Annotated in this window: 15 protein-coding genes; 11 read left to right on the top strand and 4 right to left on the bottom strand. The window is 59.5% G+C overall.

What is annotated here, in order from left to right:
- The first annotated feature begins 406 nt into the window (after positions 1–406).
- The 8 genes from ACWKV9_RS04470 to hutG all read left to right on the top strand — a co-directional run bounded on the left by ACWKV9_RS04470 (position 407) and on the right by hutG (position 10,239).
- Complete coding sequence (locus tag ACWKV9_RS04470; protein WP_483834889.1) at positions 407–1,375, top strand: ABC transporter substrate-binding protein; 969 nt, start codon at positions 407–409, stop codon at positions 1,373–1,375.
- Positions 1,376–1,588: 213 nt separating this feature from the next.
- Positions 1,589–2,440 (top strand): ABC transporter permease, encoded by an 852-nt coding sequence (locus ACWKV9_RS04475; protein WP_483834890.1) that lies wholly within the window; start codon positions 1,589–1,591, stop codon positions 2,438–2,440.
- The gene (locus ACWKV9_RS04480) at positions 2,437–3,291 is read left to right on the top strand and encodes a quaternary amine ABC transporter ATP-binding protein (protein WP_483834891.1); all 855 of its coding nucleotides are present in this window, start codon (positions 2,437–2,439) and stop codon (positions 3,289–3,291) included. The genes ACWKV9_RS04475 and ACWKV9_RS04480 overlap by 4 nt, the downstream gene beginning before the upstream one ends.
- Positions 3,292–3,305: 14 nt before the next feature.
- Entirely contained in the window at positions 3,306–4,934 is a 1,629-nt protein-coding gene (hutH, locus tag ACWKV9_RS04485) for a histidine ammonia-lyase (RefSeq protein WP_483834892.1), read from the top strand.
- Positions 4,935–4,945: 11 nt separating this feature from the next.
- On the top strand, positions 4,946–6,481 hold the full coding sequence (gene hutH, locus ACWKV9_RS04490) for a histidine ammonia-lyase (protein ID WP_483835383.1): 1,536 nt from the start codon (positions 4,946–4,948) through the stop codon (positions 6,479–6,481).
- A gap of 207 nt (positions 6,482–6,688) precedes the next feature.
- The gene (locus ACWKV9_RS04495; protein ID WP_483834893.1) at positions 6,689–8,083 is read left to right on the top strand and encodes an amino acid permease; all 1,395 of its coding nucleotides are present in this window, start codon (positions 6,689–6,691) and stop codon (positions 8,081–8,083) included.
- Between the two features lie 122 nt (positions 8,084–8,205).
- Positions 8,206–9,411, top strand: coding sequence for an imidazolonepropionase (hutI, locus tag ACWKV9_RS04500; protein ID WP_483834894.1), 1,206 nt, complete (start codon positions 8,206–8,208; stop codon positions 9,409–9,411).
- A gap of 21 nt (positions 9,412–9,432) precedes the next feature.
- Positions 9,433–10,239, top strand: a complete 807-nt coding sequence (gene hutG / locus ACWKV9_RS04505) for an N-formylglutamate deformylase (RefSeq protein ID WP_483834895.1) — start codon at positions 9,433–9,435, stop codon at positions 10,237–10,239.
- Positions 10,240–10,734: 495 nt separating this feature from the next.
- On the opposite strand, the gene ACWKV9_RS04510 is transcribed toward hutG, so the two are convergent.
- Together ACWKV9_RS04510 and ACWKV9_RS04515 are read right to left on the bottom strand one after the other, a co-directional pair.
- Positions 10,735–11,769 (bottom strand): hypothetical protein, encoded by a 1,035-nt coding sequence (locus ACWKV9_RS04510; protein ID WP_483834896.1) that lies wholly within the window; start codon positions 11,767–11,769, stop codon positions 10,735–10,737.
- A 181-nt stretch (positions 11,770–11,950) separates the two neighbouring features.
- Positions 11,951–14,278, bottom strand: a complete 2,328-nt coding sequence (locus ACWKV9_RS04515; RefSeq protein ID WP_483834897.1) for a heavy metal translocating P-type ATPase — start codon at positions 14,276–14,278, stop codon at positions 11,951–11,953.
- A gap of 82 nt (positions 14,279–14,360) precedes the next feature.
- On the opposite strand from ACWKV9_RS04515, the gene cadR reads away from it, so the two are divergent.
- Complete coding sequence (gene cadR, locus ACWKV9_RS04520; protein WP_483834898.1) at positions 14,361–14,819, top strand: Cd(II)/Pb(II)-responsive transcriptional regulator; 459 nt, start codon at positions 14,361–14,363, stop codon at positions 14,817–14,819.
- 32 nt (positions 14,820–14,851) lie between these two features.
- On the opposite strand, the gene ACWKV9_RS04525 is transcribed toward cadR, so the two are convergent.
- Positions 14,852–15,418, bottom strand: a complete 567-nt coding sequence (locus ACWKV9_RS04525; protein ID WP_483834899.1) for a DUF2780 domain-containing protein — start codon at positions 15,416–15,418, stop codon at positions 14,852–14,854.
- 219 nt (positions 15,419–15,637) lie between these two features.
- Here ACWKV9_RS04525 and ACWKV9_RS04530 point away from each other — a divergent pair, with 219 nt between their 5' ends.
- Positions 15,638–16,276 (top strand): sigma-70 family RNA polymerase sigma factor, encoded by a 639-nt coding sequence (locus tag ACWKV9_RS04530; protein ID WP_483834900.1) that lies wholly within the window; start codon positions 15,638–15,640, stop codon positions 16,274–16,276.
- Positions 16,273–16,947, top strand: a complete 675-nt coding sequence (locus ACWKV9_RS04535) for an anti-sigma factor (protein WP_483834901.1) — start codon at positions 16,273–16,275, stop codon at positions 16,945–16,947. Before ACWKV9_RS04530 ends, ACWKV9_RS04535 begins: the two co-directional genes overlap by 4 nt.
- A gap of 46 nt (positions 16,948–16,993) precedes the next feature.
- Here ACWKV9_RS04535 and ACWKV9_RS04540 read toward each other — a convergent pair whose 3' ends face one another.
- A complete protein-coding gene (locus tag ACWKV9_RS04540; protein WP_483834902.1) occupies positions 16,994–17,569 on the bottom strand; it encodes a DUF1190 domain-containing protein in 576 nt (191 codons plus the stop codon).
- Positions 17,570–17,673: the final 104 nt, after the last annotated feature.

Below are 17,673 nucleotides of genomic sequence, written 5' to 3' on the forward strand. Positions count from 1 at the left end.
AGCCAACTTGTTGGCGAGGGATCGACGCGGTGTGTCAGTTGCGCCGCTTCGCGAACAAGTTCGCTCCTACAGGTCGGGGCTGGCTGAGACGCACAATCTGTAGGAGCCAACTTGTTGGCGAGGGATCGACGCGGTGTGTCAGTTGCGCCGCTTCGCGAACAAGTTCGCTCCTACAGGTCGGTGATGCGGGTTCATACAGTTGGAATGTTGGCAATGACTGTTCCAGATGGTCGAAATGGCCCTGCGACGCACGCGGCGGTGAACTGACCGGGCGCAATGCACGTCTGGTGTAAAGCTACGCTGGGGAGAAACGGGAAGGCTCGGATATCGGCGCCTCCCACAGGCTGGATGCCACTTTGCTTTTCGTTACTGCCGTAATCCATTTCAAGACCAGGAGCGTCACACAATGAAAACGAAAAAGGCCCTGCTATCCACGTTGCTTTGCGCAGGCTTGCTCACCGGAGCCGGCGCAAGCCAGGCGGCGGGTTGGTGTGAGTCCGGCAAACCTGTGAAATTCGCGGGTTTGAATTGGGAAAGCGCCATGTTGTTGACCGACGTGCTGCAAGACATTCTGAAGACTGGCTATGGCTGTGAAGTCGATAGCCTGCCGGGCAACTCCATCACCATGGAGAACGCCCTGAGCACCAATGACATTCAGGTATTCGCCGAAGAGTGGGTCGGCCGCAGTGAAGTCTGGAACAAGGCCGAGAAAGCCGGAAAAGTGGTCGGCGTCGGTGCGCCGGTCAAGGGCGCCATCGAAGGCTGGTACGTGCCGCGCTACGTGATCGAAGGCGATGCCAAACGCAAGCTGGAAGCCAAGGCACCGGACCTGAAATCGATCAGCGATCTGGGCAAATACGCCTCCCTGTTCAAGGACGCTGAAGAGCCCGAGAAAGGCCGTTTCTACAACTGCCCTGCCGGCTGGACCTGTGAGCTTGAGAACAGCGAAATGCTGAAAAGCTACGGCCTGGCAGACAAGTACACCAACTTCCGTCCGGGCACCGGCCCTGCGCTAGATGCCGCCATCCTGTCGAGCTACAAGCGTGGCGAACCAATCCTGGCCTACTACTGGTCGCCAACGCCGCTGATGGGGCAAGTGGACATGGTCCGCCTGGAAGAGAAAGCCGGGGTGAACAAGACCATCGACATCAAGGTCGGCCTGTCCAAAGCGTTCCACGAACAGGCGCCTGAATTAGTGGCAGTGATGGAGAAGGCCAACATCCCGATCGACCTGCTGAACCAGAACCTGGCGCGCATGACCAAGGACCGCATCGAATCGCCGAAACTGGCGAAGATCTTCCTCAAGGAACACCCGGAAATCTGGCACCAGTGGGTAAGTGAAGACGCGGCGAAGAAGGTGGATGCATCGTTGTAAGACTTAGCTGCCGCTATCTGACGGCAACGGCAAACACTGTGGGAGCGGACCTGTCCGCGAATGCTGAGGAACAGGCGCAAGATTTGTATCGGATTGTCTGAAGTCTTCGCGGACAGGTCCGCTCCCACAGGTTATTTGCAACGCCCAATAGCAGCGTTTAAATCGCATCGCAATGCGCAACAACAGCTCCACCCACTTGATCGAGAGCACCTTATGTTCCCCGAAAGTTTCACGTTCTCCATTGCCGACTGGGTCAACGACTGGGTCGACAAGCTGGTCACCAACTACGGCGACGTGTTCCGCCACATCTCGGACACGCTGCTGTGGGCCATCGTCAAACTCGAAGGCCTGCTGCGCATCGCGCCGTGGTGGGTGTTGCTGGCGATCGTGGCGGGCATCGCGTGGCACGCCACGCGCAAAATCACCACCACGGCAGTGATCGTCGGTTTGCTGTTCCTGGTCGGCGCAGTCGGCCTGTGGGACAAGCTGATGCAGACCCTGGCCCTGATGCTGGTGGCAACGTTCATTTCGGTGGTGATCGGCATTCCGCTGGGTATTCTCTCGGCGCGCAGCAACCGCCTGCGTTCGGTGCTGATGCCGTTGCTGGACATCATGCAGACGATGCCCAGCTTCGTTTATCTGATCCCGGTGCTGATGCTGTTCGGTCTGGGCAAAGTCCCGGCGATCTTCGCCACCGTGATCTACGCCGCGCCGCCGTTGATTCGTCTGACCGATCTGGGGATTCGCCAGGTGGATGGCGAAGTCATGGAAGCGATCAACGCGTTCGGTGCCAATCGCTGGCAGCAACTGTTCGGTGTGCAACTGCCGCTGGCGCTGCCCAGCATCATGGCCGGTATCAACCAGACCACGATGATGGCCCTGTCGATGGTGGTTATTGCCTCAATGATTGGCGCCCGTGGTCTGGGCGAAGACGTGCTGATCGGGATTCAGACCCTGAACGTCGGACGCGGCCTCGAAGCCGGTCTGGCAATCGTGATTCTCGCGGTGGTGATCGACCGCATCACTCAGGCTTACGGCCGCCCACGGCATGAGGCGAACAAATGACCAGCGTACATCCCGCAGCATCATTCGACGCAACGCCCAATAAAATCGTGGTGAAGAACGTCTTCAAGATCTTCGGCAACCGGTCCAAAGAAGCGCTGAGCATGATTCAGCAGCACAAAACCAAAGATCAGGTGCTCGCTGAAACCGGCTGCGTGGTCGGCGTAAACGACCTGTCGCTTGCCATCGGAAGCGGCGAGATCTTCGTCATTATGGGTTTGTCCGGCTCTGGCAAATCGACGCTGGTGCGCCACTTCAACCGGCTGATCGACCCCACCAGCGGCGAGATTCTGGTGGACGGCGAAAACATCCTGACCTACGACATGGAAGCGCTGCGCAACTTCCGTCGGCACAAGATCAGTATGGTGTTTCAAAGCTTCGGCCTTCTGCCGCACAAGACCGTGGCCGACAACGTGTCCTACGGCCTGAAAGTGCGTGGCGAAACCAAGGCCATGTGCGACGAGCGCGCGCAGCACTGGATCACCACCGTGGGCCTGAAGGGCTACGAAAACAAATACCCGCATCAGCTTTCCGGCGGCATGCGCCAGCGTGTTGGCCTCGCTCGTGCCTTGGCCGCAGACACGGACATCATCCTGATGGATGAAGCCTTCAGCGCCCTCGATCCACTGATCCGCGCCGAAATGCAGGATCAGTTGCTGGAGCTGCAATCGGCACTGAAGAAGACCATCGTCTTCATCACCCACGACCTGGACGAAGCCGTACGCATCGGCAACCGCATTGCCATCCTCAAGGACGGCAAGCTGATCCAGGTCGGTACGCCGAAAGAAATCCTCTACTCGCCCGCTGATGAATACGTCGATCGTTTCGTCCAGCGGCGTGTGGCCACCCTTTAAGGACCGTTGCAGTCATGTTGCGAGCTGAACAGATCATCATCGGTGACGCGCCCTTGCGCTGGCAGGACGTGGTTGCGGTCGCGCGTCACGGTGCGAGGGTCGAGTTGTCAGCGGCCGCCTGGGCGCGGATTGATAACGCCCAAGGCATCGTTCAGCGCATCGTCGCCAGTGGCGAGCGCGCCTATGGGGTCAACACCGGTCTGGGAGCGCTGTGCAACGTGTCGCTGGAAGGCGAGCAACTGAGTCGACTGTCGCGCAACACCCTGCTCAGCCACGCCTGTGGCGTCGGTTTGCCGTTGCCCGATGAGCAGACTCGCGCCATCACTTGCGCAGCGATCATCAACTACAGCCAGGGCAAATCCGGCATTCACCGGCAGGTGGTAGAAGCGCTGATCGCGCTGCTCAATCACCGCATCACACCGCAAGTGCCGTCCCAAGGGTCGGTGGGTTATCTCACCCACATGGCGCACATCGGCGTGGCGCTGCTGGGTGTTGGCATGGTCAGTTATAACGGCCAGGTCATGTCGGCGTTGCAGGCGTTGAGCGAAGAAGGTTTGTCGCCGGTCGAACTGGGCGCCAAAGATGGTTTGTGTCTGGTCAACGGCACGCCGTGCATGACCGGCCTTAGCTGTCTGGCGATTGCCGACGTGCAGCGCCTGACGCAATGGGCTGACATCATCGGCGCCATGACTTTCGAAGCGCTGCGCGGCCAACTGGATGCGTTCGACGAGACCATCATTGCGCTCAAGCCGCACCCCGGCATGCAGCAGGTCGGCAAAAACCTGCGCGGATTGCTGGCCGGCAGTGAAGTGCTGGAGCTGAGCAAAGGCATTCGCACCCAGGACGCCTTAAGCATCCGTTCGATCCCGCAGGTGCATGGCGCGACCCGCGATCAACTGGCCCATGCCACCCGACAGATTGAAATTGAGCTCAATTCCGCCACCGATAACCCGCTGCTGCTCGGCACCCCCGAGGCCTATCGCGTGGTGTCGCAAGCCAACCCTCACGGCCAATCCGTGGCGATGGCAGCAGACCTGCTGGCGATTGCCATGGCGGAGCTGGGCTCGATTGCCGAGCGACGGCTGGACCGGTTGATCAACCCGGCAGTCAGTGGCTTGCCCGCGTTTCTGGTCACCCAACCGGGGGTCAACTCCGGGATGATGATCGTGCAATATGTCGCCGCCTCGCTGTGCGCCGAAAACCGCCAGATGGCGCAACCGGCAGTCATCGACAACTACGTGACCTCTGGTATGCAGGAGGATCATCTGAGCATGGGCACCAGCGCCGCGTTGAAGCTGCACAAAGTGTTGGAAAACGTCACGCAGATCCTCGCCATCGAGTATCTGCTCGCCGCCCAGGCATTCGAATTTTTCAAAGAGCAGCGCTTCGGCGCAGGGACCGATGTCGCATGGCAACTGTTGCGCGAGCGAGTCCCGGCGTACGACGAGGACCGCTGGCTGGCGCCCGATATTGCCAGCAGCGTGACCCTGCTCAAGAACGAAGAATCGCTTCAAACGATTTTCCGCGCTTGCGACGGACAATCATCAACCAGTAGCCGTCGGGACCCGAGCGCCACAAGTGCGGAGCAGGCAGGAGCCAGCTCAGGGCAACCGACCGATATCAACGAAGGAGTAGCATCGTGACTGATTCAAAACTGGCGAGCCCGCTGAACCTGATCCCCGGCCAACTGACCCTGGCGCAACTGCGTGCGATCTATCAGCAGCCCGTGACATTGACCCTGGACAGCAGCGCTGATCAGCAGATCGAAGACAGCGTCGCCTGCGTCGAGCAGATCCTCGCCGAGAACCGCACCGCTTACGGCATCAACACCGGTTTCGGCCTGCTGGCCTCGACGCGTATCGCCAGCGCCGATCTGGAAAACCTGCAGCGCTCGCTGGTGTTGTCCCATGCCGCAGGCGTCGGTCAGCCGATCAGCGACGAACTGGTACGCCTGATCATGGTGCTCAAGGTCAACAGCCTGAGCCGTGGCTTCTCCGGCATCCGGCGCAAGGTCATCAACGCCTTGATCGCCCTGATCAACGCCGAAGTCTATCCGCACATCCCGCTCAAAGGTTCGGTCGGCGCATCTGGGGATCTGGCACCGCTGGCGCACATGTCGCTGGTGCTGCTCGGCGAAGGCAAGGCGCGTCACAACGGTCAATGGCTGAACTCGGTTGAAGCACTGGCGATTGCCGGGCTGGAACCGCTGACCCTGGCCGCCAAAGAAGGTCTGGCGCTGCTCAACGGCACTCAGGTGTCCACCGCGTACGCACTGCGCGGCCTGTTCGAAGGCGAAGACTTGTTCGCTGGCGCCCTGGCCTGTGGCGCACTGACCGTTGAAGCCGTGCTGGGCTCGCGTTCGCCGTTCGATGCGCGGATTCACGCCGCTCGCGGCCAACGCGGCCAGATCGATGCCGCCGCTGCTTATCGCGATTTACTGGGCGACGGCAGTGAAGTCTCCGAATCCCATCGCGACTGCGACAAGGTTCAAGACCCCTACTCCCTGCGCTGCCAGCCGCAAGTCATGGGCGCGTGCCTGACTCAACTGCGTCAGGCCGCTGAAGTGCTGAGCGTCGAAGCCAACGCGGTTTCGGACAACCCGCTGGTATTCGCCGCTGAAGGTGAAGTGATCTCCGGCGGTAACTTCCACGCAGAACCTGTCGCCATGGCCGCTGATAATCTGGCGCTGGCATTGGCAGAAATCGGCTCGCTCAGCGAGCGTCGTATTTCGTTGATGATGGACAAACACATGTCGCAACTGCCGCCGTTCCTGGTGGCCAATGGCGGCGTGAACTCCGGTTTCATGATCGCGCAAGTGACCGCCGCAGCACTGGCCAGCGAGAACAAGGCGTTGGCTCATCCACATAGCGTCGACAGCATCCCGACCTCGGCCAACCAGGAAGACCACGTGTCGATGGCGCCAGCGGCCGGCAAGCGCTTGTGGGAAATGGCGGAAAACACCCGAGGCGTTCTTGCCGTAGAATGGCTCGCCGCCTGCCAGGGCCTGGACCTGCGCAACGGCCTCAAAACTTCGATCAAGCTGGAAAAAGCCCGTGCCGCCTTGCGCAGCCAGGTGCCGTTCTATGAGAAGGACCGCTTCTTCGCGCCGGACATCGACGCGGCCATCCAATTGCTCGCTTCACAATGCCTGAATGCCCTGGCACCTGCGGATCTGCTACCCAGCCTTTAATGCTCGGACAGACCAGGATGGGTCTGTCGATGAAATGATTGTGGAATGGATTGCCCCCCTGTAGGAGCGCGCTTGCCCGCGAACGGCAGTGTGTCAGGCGACATCGATGCTGGATGTGCCGACGCATTCGCGGGCAAGCGCGCTCCCACAGAGTGTGCGCTCCGGACCCACACCATTTCGCCGCACAAGAACAACAAGGATCGCGAAATGAATACGCAACAAACTTCTCTGAAACGCGGCCTGACCGCGCGTCACATTCGCTTCATGGCGCTCGGATCGGCCATCGGCACCGGGCTGTTCTACGGGTCTGCCGAGGCTATCAAAATGGCGGGGCCAGCTGTGTTGCTGGTCTACTTGATCGGCGGCGCCGCTGTTTACATGGTCATGCGCGCGCTGGGCGAAATGGCAGTGCATAACCCGGTGTCGGGCTCGTTCGGCGAGTACGCCACCACTTATCTGGGTCCGCTCGCAGGCTTTGTACTGGGTTGGACCTACGCATTCGAGATGATCATCGTCTGTCTGGCGGACGTCACGGCCTTCGGGATTTACATGGGCTTCTGGTTCCCCGACGTGCCGCGCTGGATATGGGTGCTGAGCATCATCTTTTTCATCGGCGCGCTGAACCTGTGCAGCGTCAAAGTCTTCGGAGAAACGGAGTTCTGGCTGTCTTTGCTCAAAGTGGGCGCGATCATCGCGATGATCCTGGCAGGCTTCGGCATTCTGCTGTTTGGCTTGGGTCAGGCGTCGGGCGAAAGCGTCGCCAGTGTCAGCAATCTCTGGACCCATGGCGGCTTCATGCCCAACGGCGTGGGCGGCATGGTCGCTTCACTTGCTGTGGTGATGTTCGCCTTTGGCGGTATCGAGATCATCGGTATCACGGCGGGTGAAGCGAAAGATCCACAACGGGTCATTCCGCGCGCCATTAATGCGGTGCCGCTGCGGATTCTGTTGTTCTACGTGCTGACGCTATTTGTGCTGATGTCGCTGTATCCGTGGCAGCAGATTGGCAGCGAAGGCAGCCCGTTCGTCCAGATCTTCGATCACCTGGGGATCAGTTCGGCAGCGACCGTGCTCAATATCGTGGTGATCTCGGCAGCCATCTCGGCCATCAACAGCGACATCTTCGGCGCTGGCCGCATGATGTACGGGCTGGCGAAACAGGGTCAGGCGCCCAAAGGTTTTGCGCAACTCTCCGCCAACGGCGTGCCGTGGATGACCGTGGTGGTGATGGGTATCACGTTGCTGTGCGGTGTGGTGCTCAATTACCTGATCCCGGAGAACGTGTTCCTGCTGATCGCCTCCATCGCGACCTTCGCCACGGTGTGGGTGTGGCTGATGATCCTGATCACGCAGATCGCCATGCGCCGCTCGATGACGCCCGAGCAGGTGGCTGAACTGAAATTCCCGGTCCCGTTCTGGCCGGTGGCACCCATGGTGGCAACGGCGTTCATGCTGTTTGTCTTTGGCGTTCTGGGCTGGTTCCCAGACACCCAGCCGGCGTTGATTGTTGGCGCGATCTGGATTGCGCTGCTGGTGATCGCGTATTACCTGTGGGTGAAACCGAAGCAGGGCCCGGCCCAAGTCGAATCGCGCCGCTCATGATTAACCGGTGGGAGGGAGCCTGCTCGCGATAGCAGTGTGTCAGACGACAGATATGTCGCCGATACAGCGCCTCGCGAGCAAGCTCCTCCCACAAGACCTACATCGCTATTTGGAGGCAATCGATGAAAACGCTCTGGCAACACTGTCACGTCGCAAGCATGGCCCACGGCCAATACTCGACCATCGAGGATGCCGCCATCGTGACCGAGGGAGCGCACATCGCCTGGATCGGCCCCCGCAACCAATTGCCGCCTCAAGACGACATCCAGACCGTTGATCTGAACGGGATGTGGGTCACGCCCGGCCTGATCGATTGCCACACGCATACGGTGTTCGGTGGCAATCGCAGCGGCGAGTTCGAACAGCGCCTGCAGGGCGTGAGCTACGCCGAGATTGCGGCGGCCGGGGGCGGCATCGCCAGCACGGTTCGGGCCACTCGGGCCGCCAGTGAAGATGAGCTTTATGCCAGCGCCGAAAGCCGTTTGAAGCACCTGCTCAAAGACGGCGTGACCACGGTTGAGATCAAGTCCGGCTACGGTCTGGACCTGGAAAACGAGCGCAAGATGCTGCGCGTCGCCCGGCGCCTGGGTGAGCAACTGCCTGTCACCGTTCGCGCAACCTGCCTTGCCGCCCACGCCCTGCCGCCTGAATACAAAGACCGCGCCGACGATTACATCAACCACATCTGCAGCGAGATGCTGCCCGCGCTCGCAGCCGAAGAGCTGGTGGATGCCGTGGACGCGTTTTGTGAGTATCTGGCGTTTTCCACGGCCCAAGTGGAGCAGGTGTTTATCACCGCAGGCCAACTGGGTTTGCCGGTGAAGCTGCATGCCGAACAGTTGTCGTCTTTGCACGGCTCAAGCTTGGCAGCGCGTTATCAGGCGCTGTCGGCGGATCATCTGGAGTTCATGACCGAAGAGGACGCCATCGCCATGGGCGCCGCCGGAACGGTCGCGGTGTTGCTGCCAGGTGCGTTTTACTTCCTGCGTGAAACCCAACTGCCGCCGATGGATGCGCTGCGCAAACACGGTGTGAACATCGCCATCGCCACTGACTTGAACCCCGGGACCTCGCCCGGTCTGTCACTGCGCCTGATGCTGAACATGGCCTGCACGCTGTTTCGCATGACACCGGAAGAAGCGCTGGCAGGGGCAACGATTCATGCCGCCAAAGCCTTGGGCATGGCCCAAACACACGGTTCACTGGAGGTCGGCAAGGTCGCGGACTTCGTTGCATGGAACATCGAACGGCCAGCGGACTTGGCCTATTGGCTGGGCGGTGATCTGGAAAAACGGGTCGTGCGTCACGGTATCGAAAGCACTTTCTAACTGACTTTTCGGGAGAACACTGTGGACAAGGTTCTGAGCTTTACTCGCGGTCGCGTACCGCTGTTGATAAGCATGCCGCACCCCGGCCTGAAACTGACCGAAACGGTCAAGGCCGGTCTCGTCACCGAAGCCCTGAGCCTGCCGGACACCGACTGGCATATCCCGCGACTGTATGACTTTGCCCATGAGATGGGTGCCAGCGTTCTGGCCGCCGAGTACTCGCGTTTCGTCATCGATCTGAACCGACCTTCCGACGACAAACCGCTGTATGCCGGTGCTACGACGGGGCTGTTCCCGGCGACACTGTTCGAGGGCGACCCGTTGTTCCACGAAGGTCTGGCGCCGAGCAAAGAAGAGCGTGCGACGTATCTGGAACAAATCTGGACGCCTTACCACGACACGCTGCAGCAGGAACTGGCGCGGCTGCGCGATGAATTTGGTTATGCGCTGCTGTTCGATGCGCATTCGATTCGCGGGCACATCCCGCACCTGTTCGACGGTCGCCTTCCAGACTTCAACCTCGGCACCTTCAATGGCGCTAGCTGCGACCCATCGCTGGCGAGCAAGGCAGAAGCAATCTGCGGGGCAGCGGGTGAAAACTACAGCCACGTGCTGAATGGCCGCTTCAAGGGCGGCCACATCACCCGCCACTACGGAGACCCGGCCAACCACATCCACGCGGTGCAACTGGAACTGACCCAAAGCACCTACATGGACGAGTTCGTGCCGTTCCACTATCGCCCAGACCTCGCCGATCCGACACGCGTGGTGTTGAAAGCACTGTTGCAGGGGATGATTGATTGGGGGCGGGACACGTACGGGAAGTAATAAACCATGCGCAATCCCCGTTGTGGGAGTGCGCTTGCCCGCGATGACGCTCTATAAATCGATATCTTCGCATCGGTCATATCGCAATCGCGGGCAAGGGCAATCCGCGCTCAGCCTGGCGGTCCTAGATTCAAACTTTGTCTGTGAAGTAAAAAGCCATCGCGATTACAAAAATAAAACAGCTGCTTATCACCGGGGCCATAATCCATAGCCTTAGCTTTCCAGGCACACTTCTAACATCACGCAGATCCACCAGCCCTCGGCCATGGAGGACATCGGTGAGTGTGAAAGCCAAAGCGATCATCGCTAGCCGGTTAAGCTTCGCAACTGGCCCCCTCCCTCTCCATGTATGGCGCACTTCAGAGATAAGTGGACTGTTCGCAAAATACTGTTCTACCTCCCCTAACTTCCGATAGGCGGAAATGAGGAGTGCAAAGAAGTTGAGCAGGATTAGGATTGATAAGCCTACAGCTAGCCACCCTGAAATATCAGACCTCACAGCGCAACATGCTCATATAAAGTCAGGCCACTCTTTTCACCCACGTAGGAACCCGCCTGACCACCTAGATATCCCCCAGCCGCAGATCCTATAACGGCACAAGCGAGTGCTCCAACGCCCCCAGTTGGAATGCCGATTGCTAAACATACAGCGCCAGCGGCGTATGCGCCCACCGTTCCACCGGCTCCAGCCAACGCAACGCCTATTACAGTTTTGCTCCCTTCCACATACTTAGCCTTCGTACACTGCTCATCCCGCCCAACAGAACACGCTTCCTGAATCTCCAATGCCCCCGCCCCCACATCCAGCGCAACACCAACATATGTCCCTTTGCTCAACACAGTCGCCATCTTCGAGACGCCTCTGACGGTGTTGGCGTAACCCGCTATCTCGCCTGAATGCAGATAACTTTTGCTGGAAATGCCGAGCATGCTTTTTATTCCGCGTTCATTTTTCAGGCCAGAACCCATTTGGCCGACGCCTTCCAGTTGAGTGTCGAGTTTCGAAAAGAGCGGCCGACGTTGTGCAATGAACTGATCTTTCGTCAGTGCCCCTGACCGCCAGCGCTTATGCAACGACTCAATATCTTTGAGCGTTTCTTTGATTTCATCCAGGTGTTTGCTCCAGGCACCCGAGGCGCTGCCGATGCCAATCGAGCTGTAGGTCATTATGCTTTGCAGCAGATCAAAATTTTGCGCCATGACATCGTTCGCGGTGCTGCCGTTCGACAGGATGGAGTGTCGGACATCGCCCGCGTAGCTCATCAGGTGCCGCTCTTCCCATGTACGCGAACGCGTGGAGGCGTCGCCGACGATCACTAATTCGCCAGAAAAAACCAGTCGCCTGCGCAGAGACTGGTTGAGCTGATCAAATTTCAGCCGCGCATTGGCATCGGATACGAGGCTGTCCCTGAGAGACTCATAGCCTTGCAGTTTCGGATTGATGAACGTGTAGGGTTTGGGCATGACCGCGACATCCCTGATCGTCTCGATGAGAAACAGACGATAGATTTGTCGTTTGATGGGCGTCATTAAACACGGCGTTTAAAAGGGCCCGAATGCAAGGTTTTCGGATGTGGATTACAGGACCGCGGGGAAGCGTCTTACAAACGAACCCTTTGTAGGAGCGCGCTTGCCCGCGATAGGGGTAGGTCTGGTGTGAAGATATCGCCTGACACAGCGCCATCGCGGGCAAGCGCGCTCCTACAATTGTCTATTTACGCAACAACCGTAGGCCGTTGAACACCACCAGCAAACTCACGCCCATGTCAGCGAACACGGCCATCCACATGGTTGCCAGGCCGGCGAAGGTCACGACGAGGAAGATGAGTTTGATCACCAGCGCCAGCGCGATGTTCTGCTTGAGGATCGCCGAGGTCTGGCGGGACAGGCGAATGAACGCCGGAATCTTGCGCAGATCATCGTCCATCAATGCCACATCGGCGGTTTCGATGGCAGTGTCGGTGCCCGCTGCCGCCATGGCGAAACCGATCTCCGACCGCGCCAATGCAGGTGCGTCGTTGATGCCGTCGCCTACCATGCCGACCCGGTGATTCTTCGCGTATAAACCTTCGATAGCCTGCAACTTGTCCGCAGGCAACAAATTGCCCTGCGCGTGATCGATACCCACCTGATCAGCAATCGCCTTGGCCGTGTGCGGGTTATCGCCAGTCAGCATCAGGGTTTTGATGCCCATCTCGTGCAACTGACCTATGGCCTCGCGGCTGCTGTCTTTCACCGTATCGGCGACGGCAAACAGGGCCAACGGCTTGGTTTCGTCAAACAACAAAACCACTGTCTTGCCTTGTGTCTCAAGCGCTTCGAGCCTGGCCTCAAGCTCAGGCGAACAGAGGCCAGATTCGTGAATCAGACGGTGGTTGCCCAAGTGGTAAACACGACCGTCGACCTCACCTTTGACGCCGCGCCCGCCCAACGCTTCGAAATTGCTGACCTCAAGCACCAAGTCCGCTATGGCTGCCTTGGCAATCGCCAGCGACACCGGGTGATCGGAACGCCCTGCCAAGCTGGCGGAAACAGCTACGGCCTTGTCGCCGAACGTGTCATCGAGCAGCACGAAATCAGTTTGCACCGGCTTGCCATGCGTGATGGTGCCGGTCTTGTCCAGGGCGATCACGTCGAGCTTATGGCCCATCTCCAGATACACACCGCCCTTGATCAAGATGCCCTTGCGCGCTGCGGCGGCCAGACCGCTGACGATGGTGACCGGCGTAGAAATCACGAGGGCGCACGGACACGCCACAACCAGCAAAACCAGCGCGCGGTAAATCCAGTCGAACCATACCGCGCCCATGAACAGCGGCGGGATGACAGCCACGGCCAACGCCAGCACGAACACCGCCGGGGTGTAAATTTTCGAGAACGAATCGACGAAACGCTGGGTCGGCGCCCGAGCGCCCTGCGCCGCTTCAACCGCATGAATGATCCGCGCCAACGTCGAATTGTTGGCTGCGGCGGTCACTTTGAACTCAAGGGAACCGGCCTGATTGATCGTGCCAGCGAACACCTTGTCGCCCACGGCCTTTTCCACCGGCAGGCTTTCGCCGGTGATCGGAGCCTGGTCAATCGTGGACGTGCCGGAAACCACTTCGCCGTCCAGCGCGATGCGCTCACCCGGTTTTACCCGAACCACAGCTCCCAGCTCGATTTGCTTGGCGTCGACTTCAACCCACTGACCTTCCTGCTGCACGGTCGCCATGTCGGGCGTCAGTTGCATCAGGCCGCCAATCGCATTGCGCGCGCGATCCAGAGATTTGGCCTCGATCAGCTCGGCCACGGTGAACAGGAACATCACCATCGCCGCTTCCGGCCATTGCCCGATCAGCACTGCACCCGTCACGGCGATGCTCATCAGCGCGTTGATGTTCAAGTTGAAGTTCTTGAGCGCAATCCAGCCCTTTTTGTACGTGGTGAGACCGCCGCTGAAGATCGCCACCAGCGCAATCAGCGCAACCACCCACGTAGGAGCTGCGTCAGTGAAATGCACGACTTCCGACGTCAGCGCAGCGACGCCGGACAATGCCAGGGGCCACCAAGGCTTTTTCGCAGGAGGCAGCGAGGCGGTTTCTTTGCTCGCCCCCTCTTCGAGCAGGTCCGCCTGCATGCCCAGCGAACCGATGGCCTCGCGGATCGGATCGGTGGACGGCAGCTCGTGCCAAACGCCAAGCACGCGATTGATGAGATTGAATTCAAGCTTCTGGATGCCGGCCATTTTGCCGAGCTTGTTCTGGATCAACGTCTGCTCGGTGGGGCAGTCCATGGCTTCGATGCGGAAGCTGCTCAACTGCCCCGCCGCGTCAGATGCCCCGGCAAAGCTTACGAACGCAGGCGCGCTCTCATGGGAGCAGCAGGCGTGAGCGTCGTGCTGATGAGCGGGTTTGAGTTTGGCAGGTTGGTGGTCATGGGCTGAGTGGTCATGGCCCGAGTGGTCGTGCGCCGCGTGATCATGACCGCTGTGGTCATGTTCTGCGTGATCGTGTCTGGTGTGATCGTGTGGCGTGGGTTTGTTTGCAGAATCGCTCATCGTCGAGTCCCTAAGGTGCTTGTTGCCAAGTGAACACCCTGTAGCCACTATAGGGTCAAGCACCTAAACGAGATCGATCACCATGAGCGCGTCCTACAAGATTGGCGAGCTGGCGAAACTCACCGATTGCCCGGTCGAAACCATCCGCTATTACGAACGCGAAGGCTTGCTCAGCGAGCCCGCCCGCAGCGAAGGCAATTACCGGCTTTATACCCAGGAGCACGTCGAGCGCCTGACCTTCATCCGTAATTGCCGCAGCCTGGACATGACGCTCGATGAGATCCGCAGCCTGCTGGCTCTGCGTGACAGCCCGCAGGATCAATGCGAAAGCGTCAATGCGCTGATCGACGATCACATTCAACACGTCAACGATCGGATAGCCAGCCTGCTGGCGTTGCAAGAGCAACTAACTGATCTGCGCGAACGCTGCAGTGAAGGCGATCCAGACCATTGCGGTATTCTGGACCGGCTGGAAGTCAGCGGCAGCGTGGTCACGGCAGACGTAGAGCACTCTCACGTCGGTCGCAGCCACGGGCACTGATTCGAGCGGCTAAATGAGGAACTGATGTGAAATCAGCTTCCTGCACCCCAAACGCCAGCCAGGCTTTGCAGCGCGGTGCCGCCAGCGCCCTGCTGGCCGAGGTATTGCAAGATCACCGGCACAAACTGGCTGACCATGCCGCTGTCCATGCCCAGTGCCTTGAACGCGGTATTAACGTCGCTCAGGCTTTGTACGTTACCCAGCGCACTGTTAACCGCTGAGTTGCCGCCACTCGATCCGCCCAACATACCGCCCAGACCTCCCAGGCTGCCCAGCGCGGACGTACCGGCCAACTGGTCCAGCCCCGGCACTGTCTTGCTCAGCTGCGAATAATCGTTACCGGCCAGTTTGTTCTTCGCCAGACCCAACAATGCGCCGGTACCGCCGACCGCTTGTTGCGGTGTGACATTGAGCTGCGTGCCCAGGGTGTTGAGCAAACCGGCGGCTTCTGGTGCGGCAGTGGCTTTCTGGTTGCCGCCAGTGGCGTTGGAAACAGCGTTCGCCGCGTCGTTCAGGTTGAAAGCAAACACCGGGCTTGATGCCAGCGCCATCAGTGTCACCAGCGCGACACCGCGTGCTTTGTTTGCAGAACCCTTCATAGAAACTTTCATCCAAGCAACCTCATTGGCAAGAGATCCGGCAGAGCCGGCTAAACACGCGTTGGACCGTCGCGCAGAAAGAAGTTCCGGTCCGCCGTCGCCTGGGTTGGGCCTGCGCCGAAATACTTGCACGCGGCTGCATCTGATAGGCCATGGGCTGCGTATATCAAACATGGACCGAACCCAAGTCCACGTTCAGCCTCCAAGAGCGATACGCCTGTGAATGGAACTACGGCCCAACCTGGACTAACCTGCCACTATCGTCGCCATCAGCGCAGCCGCGCGTCGCATTCTGGCTGGAGAACTGCTATTTCGCCCGTTGACACAGATGAACTCAGGCAACTGCTGGCCCAATGCTCGCTGGGCAACCGTCGTGCTTTTGAAACCCTCTACCGCAAAGTGTCCGGACAATTGTTCGCCGTCGCGCTGCGCTGCATGGGCAAACGCGATCTGGCTGAAGATGTGCTGCAGGAAGCCTTCGTGCGGATCTGGAACAGTGCCGCTCAATACGATGCCAACCTTTCGGCACCGATGACCTGGATGATCAGCATTACCCGTAATAAGGCCATCGACCAGTTGCGCAAGCACCATGAAGAGCCGCTCACCGACGAACAGGCCCACGCGCTGTTCGATGAAGCGCCGTCGGCGCAAGAGCAGCTTGAAAGCCATCGTGATAACCATGCGCTGCAACGCTGCCTCGACACGCTGGAAAACATGCAGCGTCAGTCGATCATCACCGCGTACTTTCACGGTGCCTCGCACAGTGAGTTGACCACGCAACTGGCGGCGCCCCTGGGCACCGTCAAATCGTGGATTCGCCGTGGCATGGAACGCCTGCGCAGGTGCCTGGAATCATGAATTACCAACAACCCGAACTGCGCCGTGCCCTCGCTGCCGATTACGCCATCGGGCTGATGCCGCTAACGGCGCGCAGACGCTTCGAAAGCCTGTTGCTTGATGATCCATCGCTACGGCGTGAGCTGGCGCAATGGCAGGAATCTCTGGTCGGGCTGACGTCGTCACTTGAGCCGCAGGACGTGCCGGAGCGCGTCTGGCAGTCCATCGTCGCGCGCATTGATCCGCAAGAGTTGCACGTCCCGGCAAGACGCCCATTCTGGAATTGGTTGCGCCTCACCGCTGTGGCCTGTTCGCTGGTGCTGGCAGGTATTCTCGGCGTGATCTACACCCGCGACACCGCTTCGTTCAACGCAACGCTGGTCGCGTCCAATCAACAGCCCGCTTTGGCCGTGCAAGCCTACGACCGCTATCTGAAGGTCGAGCCGCTTGCGCTGGCGTCGGTTGAACCGGGGCGCAGCCTGGAACTATGGGCGATTCCGGCCGATGGCGTGCCGGTATCACTGGGCGTAATTCCCAACGACGGGAAGGGCCGCGTCGATCTGAGCGAACGCCAGCGCACGTTGATCGGCACGCCAACTACGCTGGCTATTACCTTGGAGCCACAAGGCGGCTCGCCAAGTGGCAAACCGACCGGTCCGGTCCTGTATCAAGGGAAATTGGCATCGTTGTAGGGAGATATCTGGATGCGGGATAGCCCAATGATCCGCATGCAGACGATCAGGGCGCAGTGGACACATACAGCCGCTGCGGCTCGAAGGCCCGCGCGAGCCTGCGATCACTCAGCGCTGAGCCCGGTTGGATTTCGGGGTGACGGCCCACGGCGTGCTCAAAATGCTGACCGGCGCGCAGCTTGTCGCGCAGCGTTGTCAGTTGAGAGCCGCCCTGACCATCGCGCTCCCAATACAACGGCTCACTGAAATAATGCGTGGTACCCGGGGTCGCGCCGCTGCCAAAAGCTGCGCCCAACGATGAACGCCGCGTTAATGAAAAGCCCGAGAGCCAAGGGTTCCAGAGCAGGTGCTTTGGACCGGAGGAGCACTCGCCAGGAAAAAAATCTTCCTCGCACTCGTGCTCCTCTTGATAGGTCGGCACCGCTCGCAGGTGCTGGCGGAACGCCGAACGATAGCCCGCGTGGCAGATTTCAGCCGCCACCCCGGCCCACATGCAGGCATTGGCGTTCTCGTAAAAAACCGTCGAGTAGATCCAGCGCGGCGCTGGTTGCGGCCATTGCGCATTGGCCAGCGTACTGGTGAGACCCACTATCAGCCAAAGGCCGAGGAACGTCTGGATCAATATTCTTACCGCACAAACAAACATGTATTACCCACAGCCTGAAAATTTCGGGCAGGACAGATAACACAGCAAAAATGCGCTTGAAACCGCATGAAACAGAAGTC

Source organism: Pseudomonas corni (assembly GCF_057128765.1).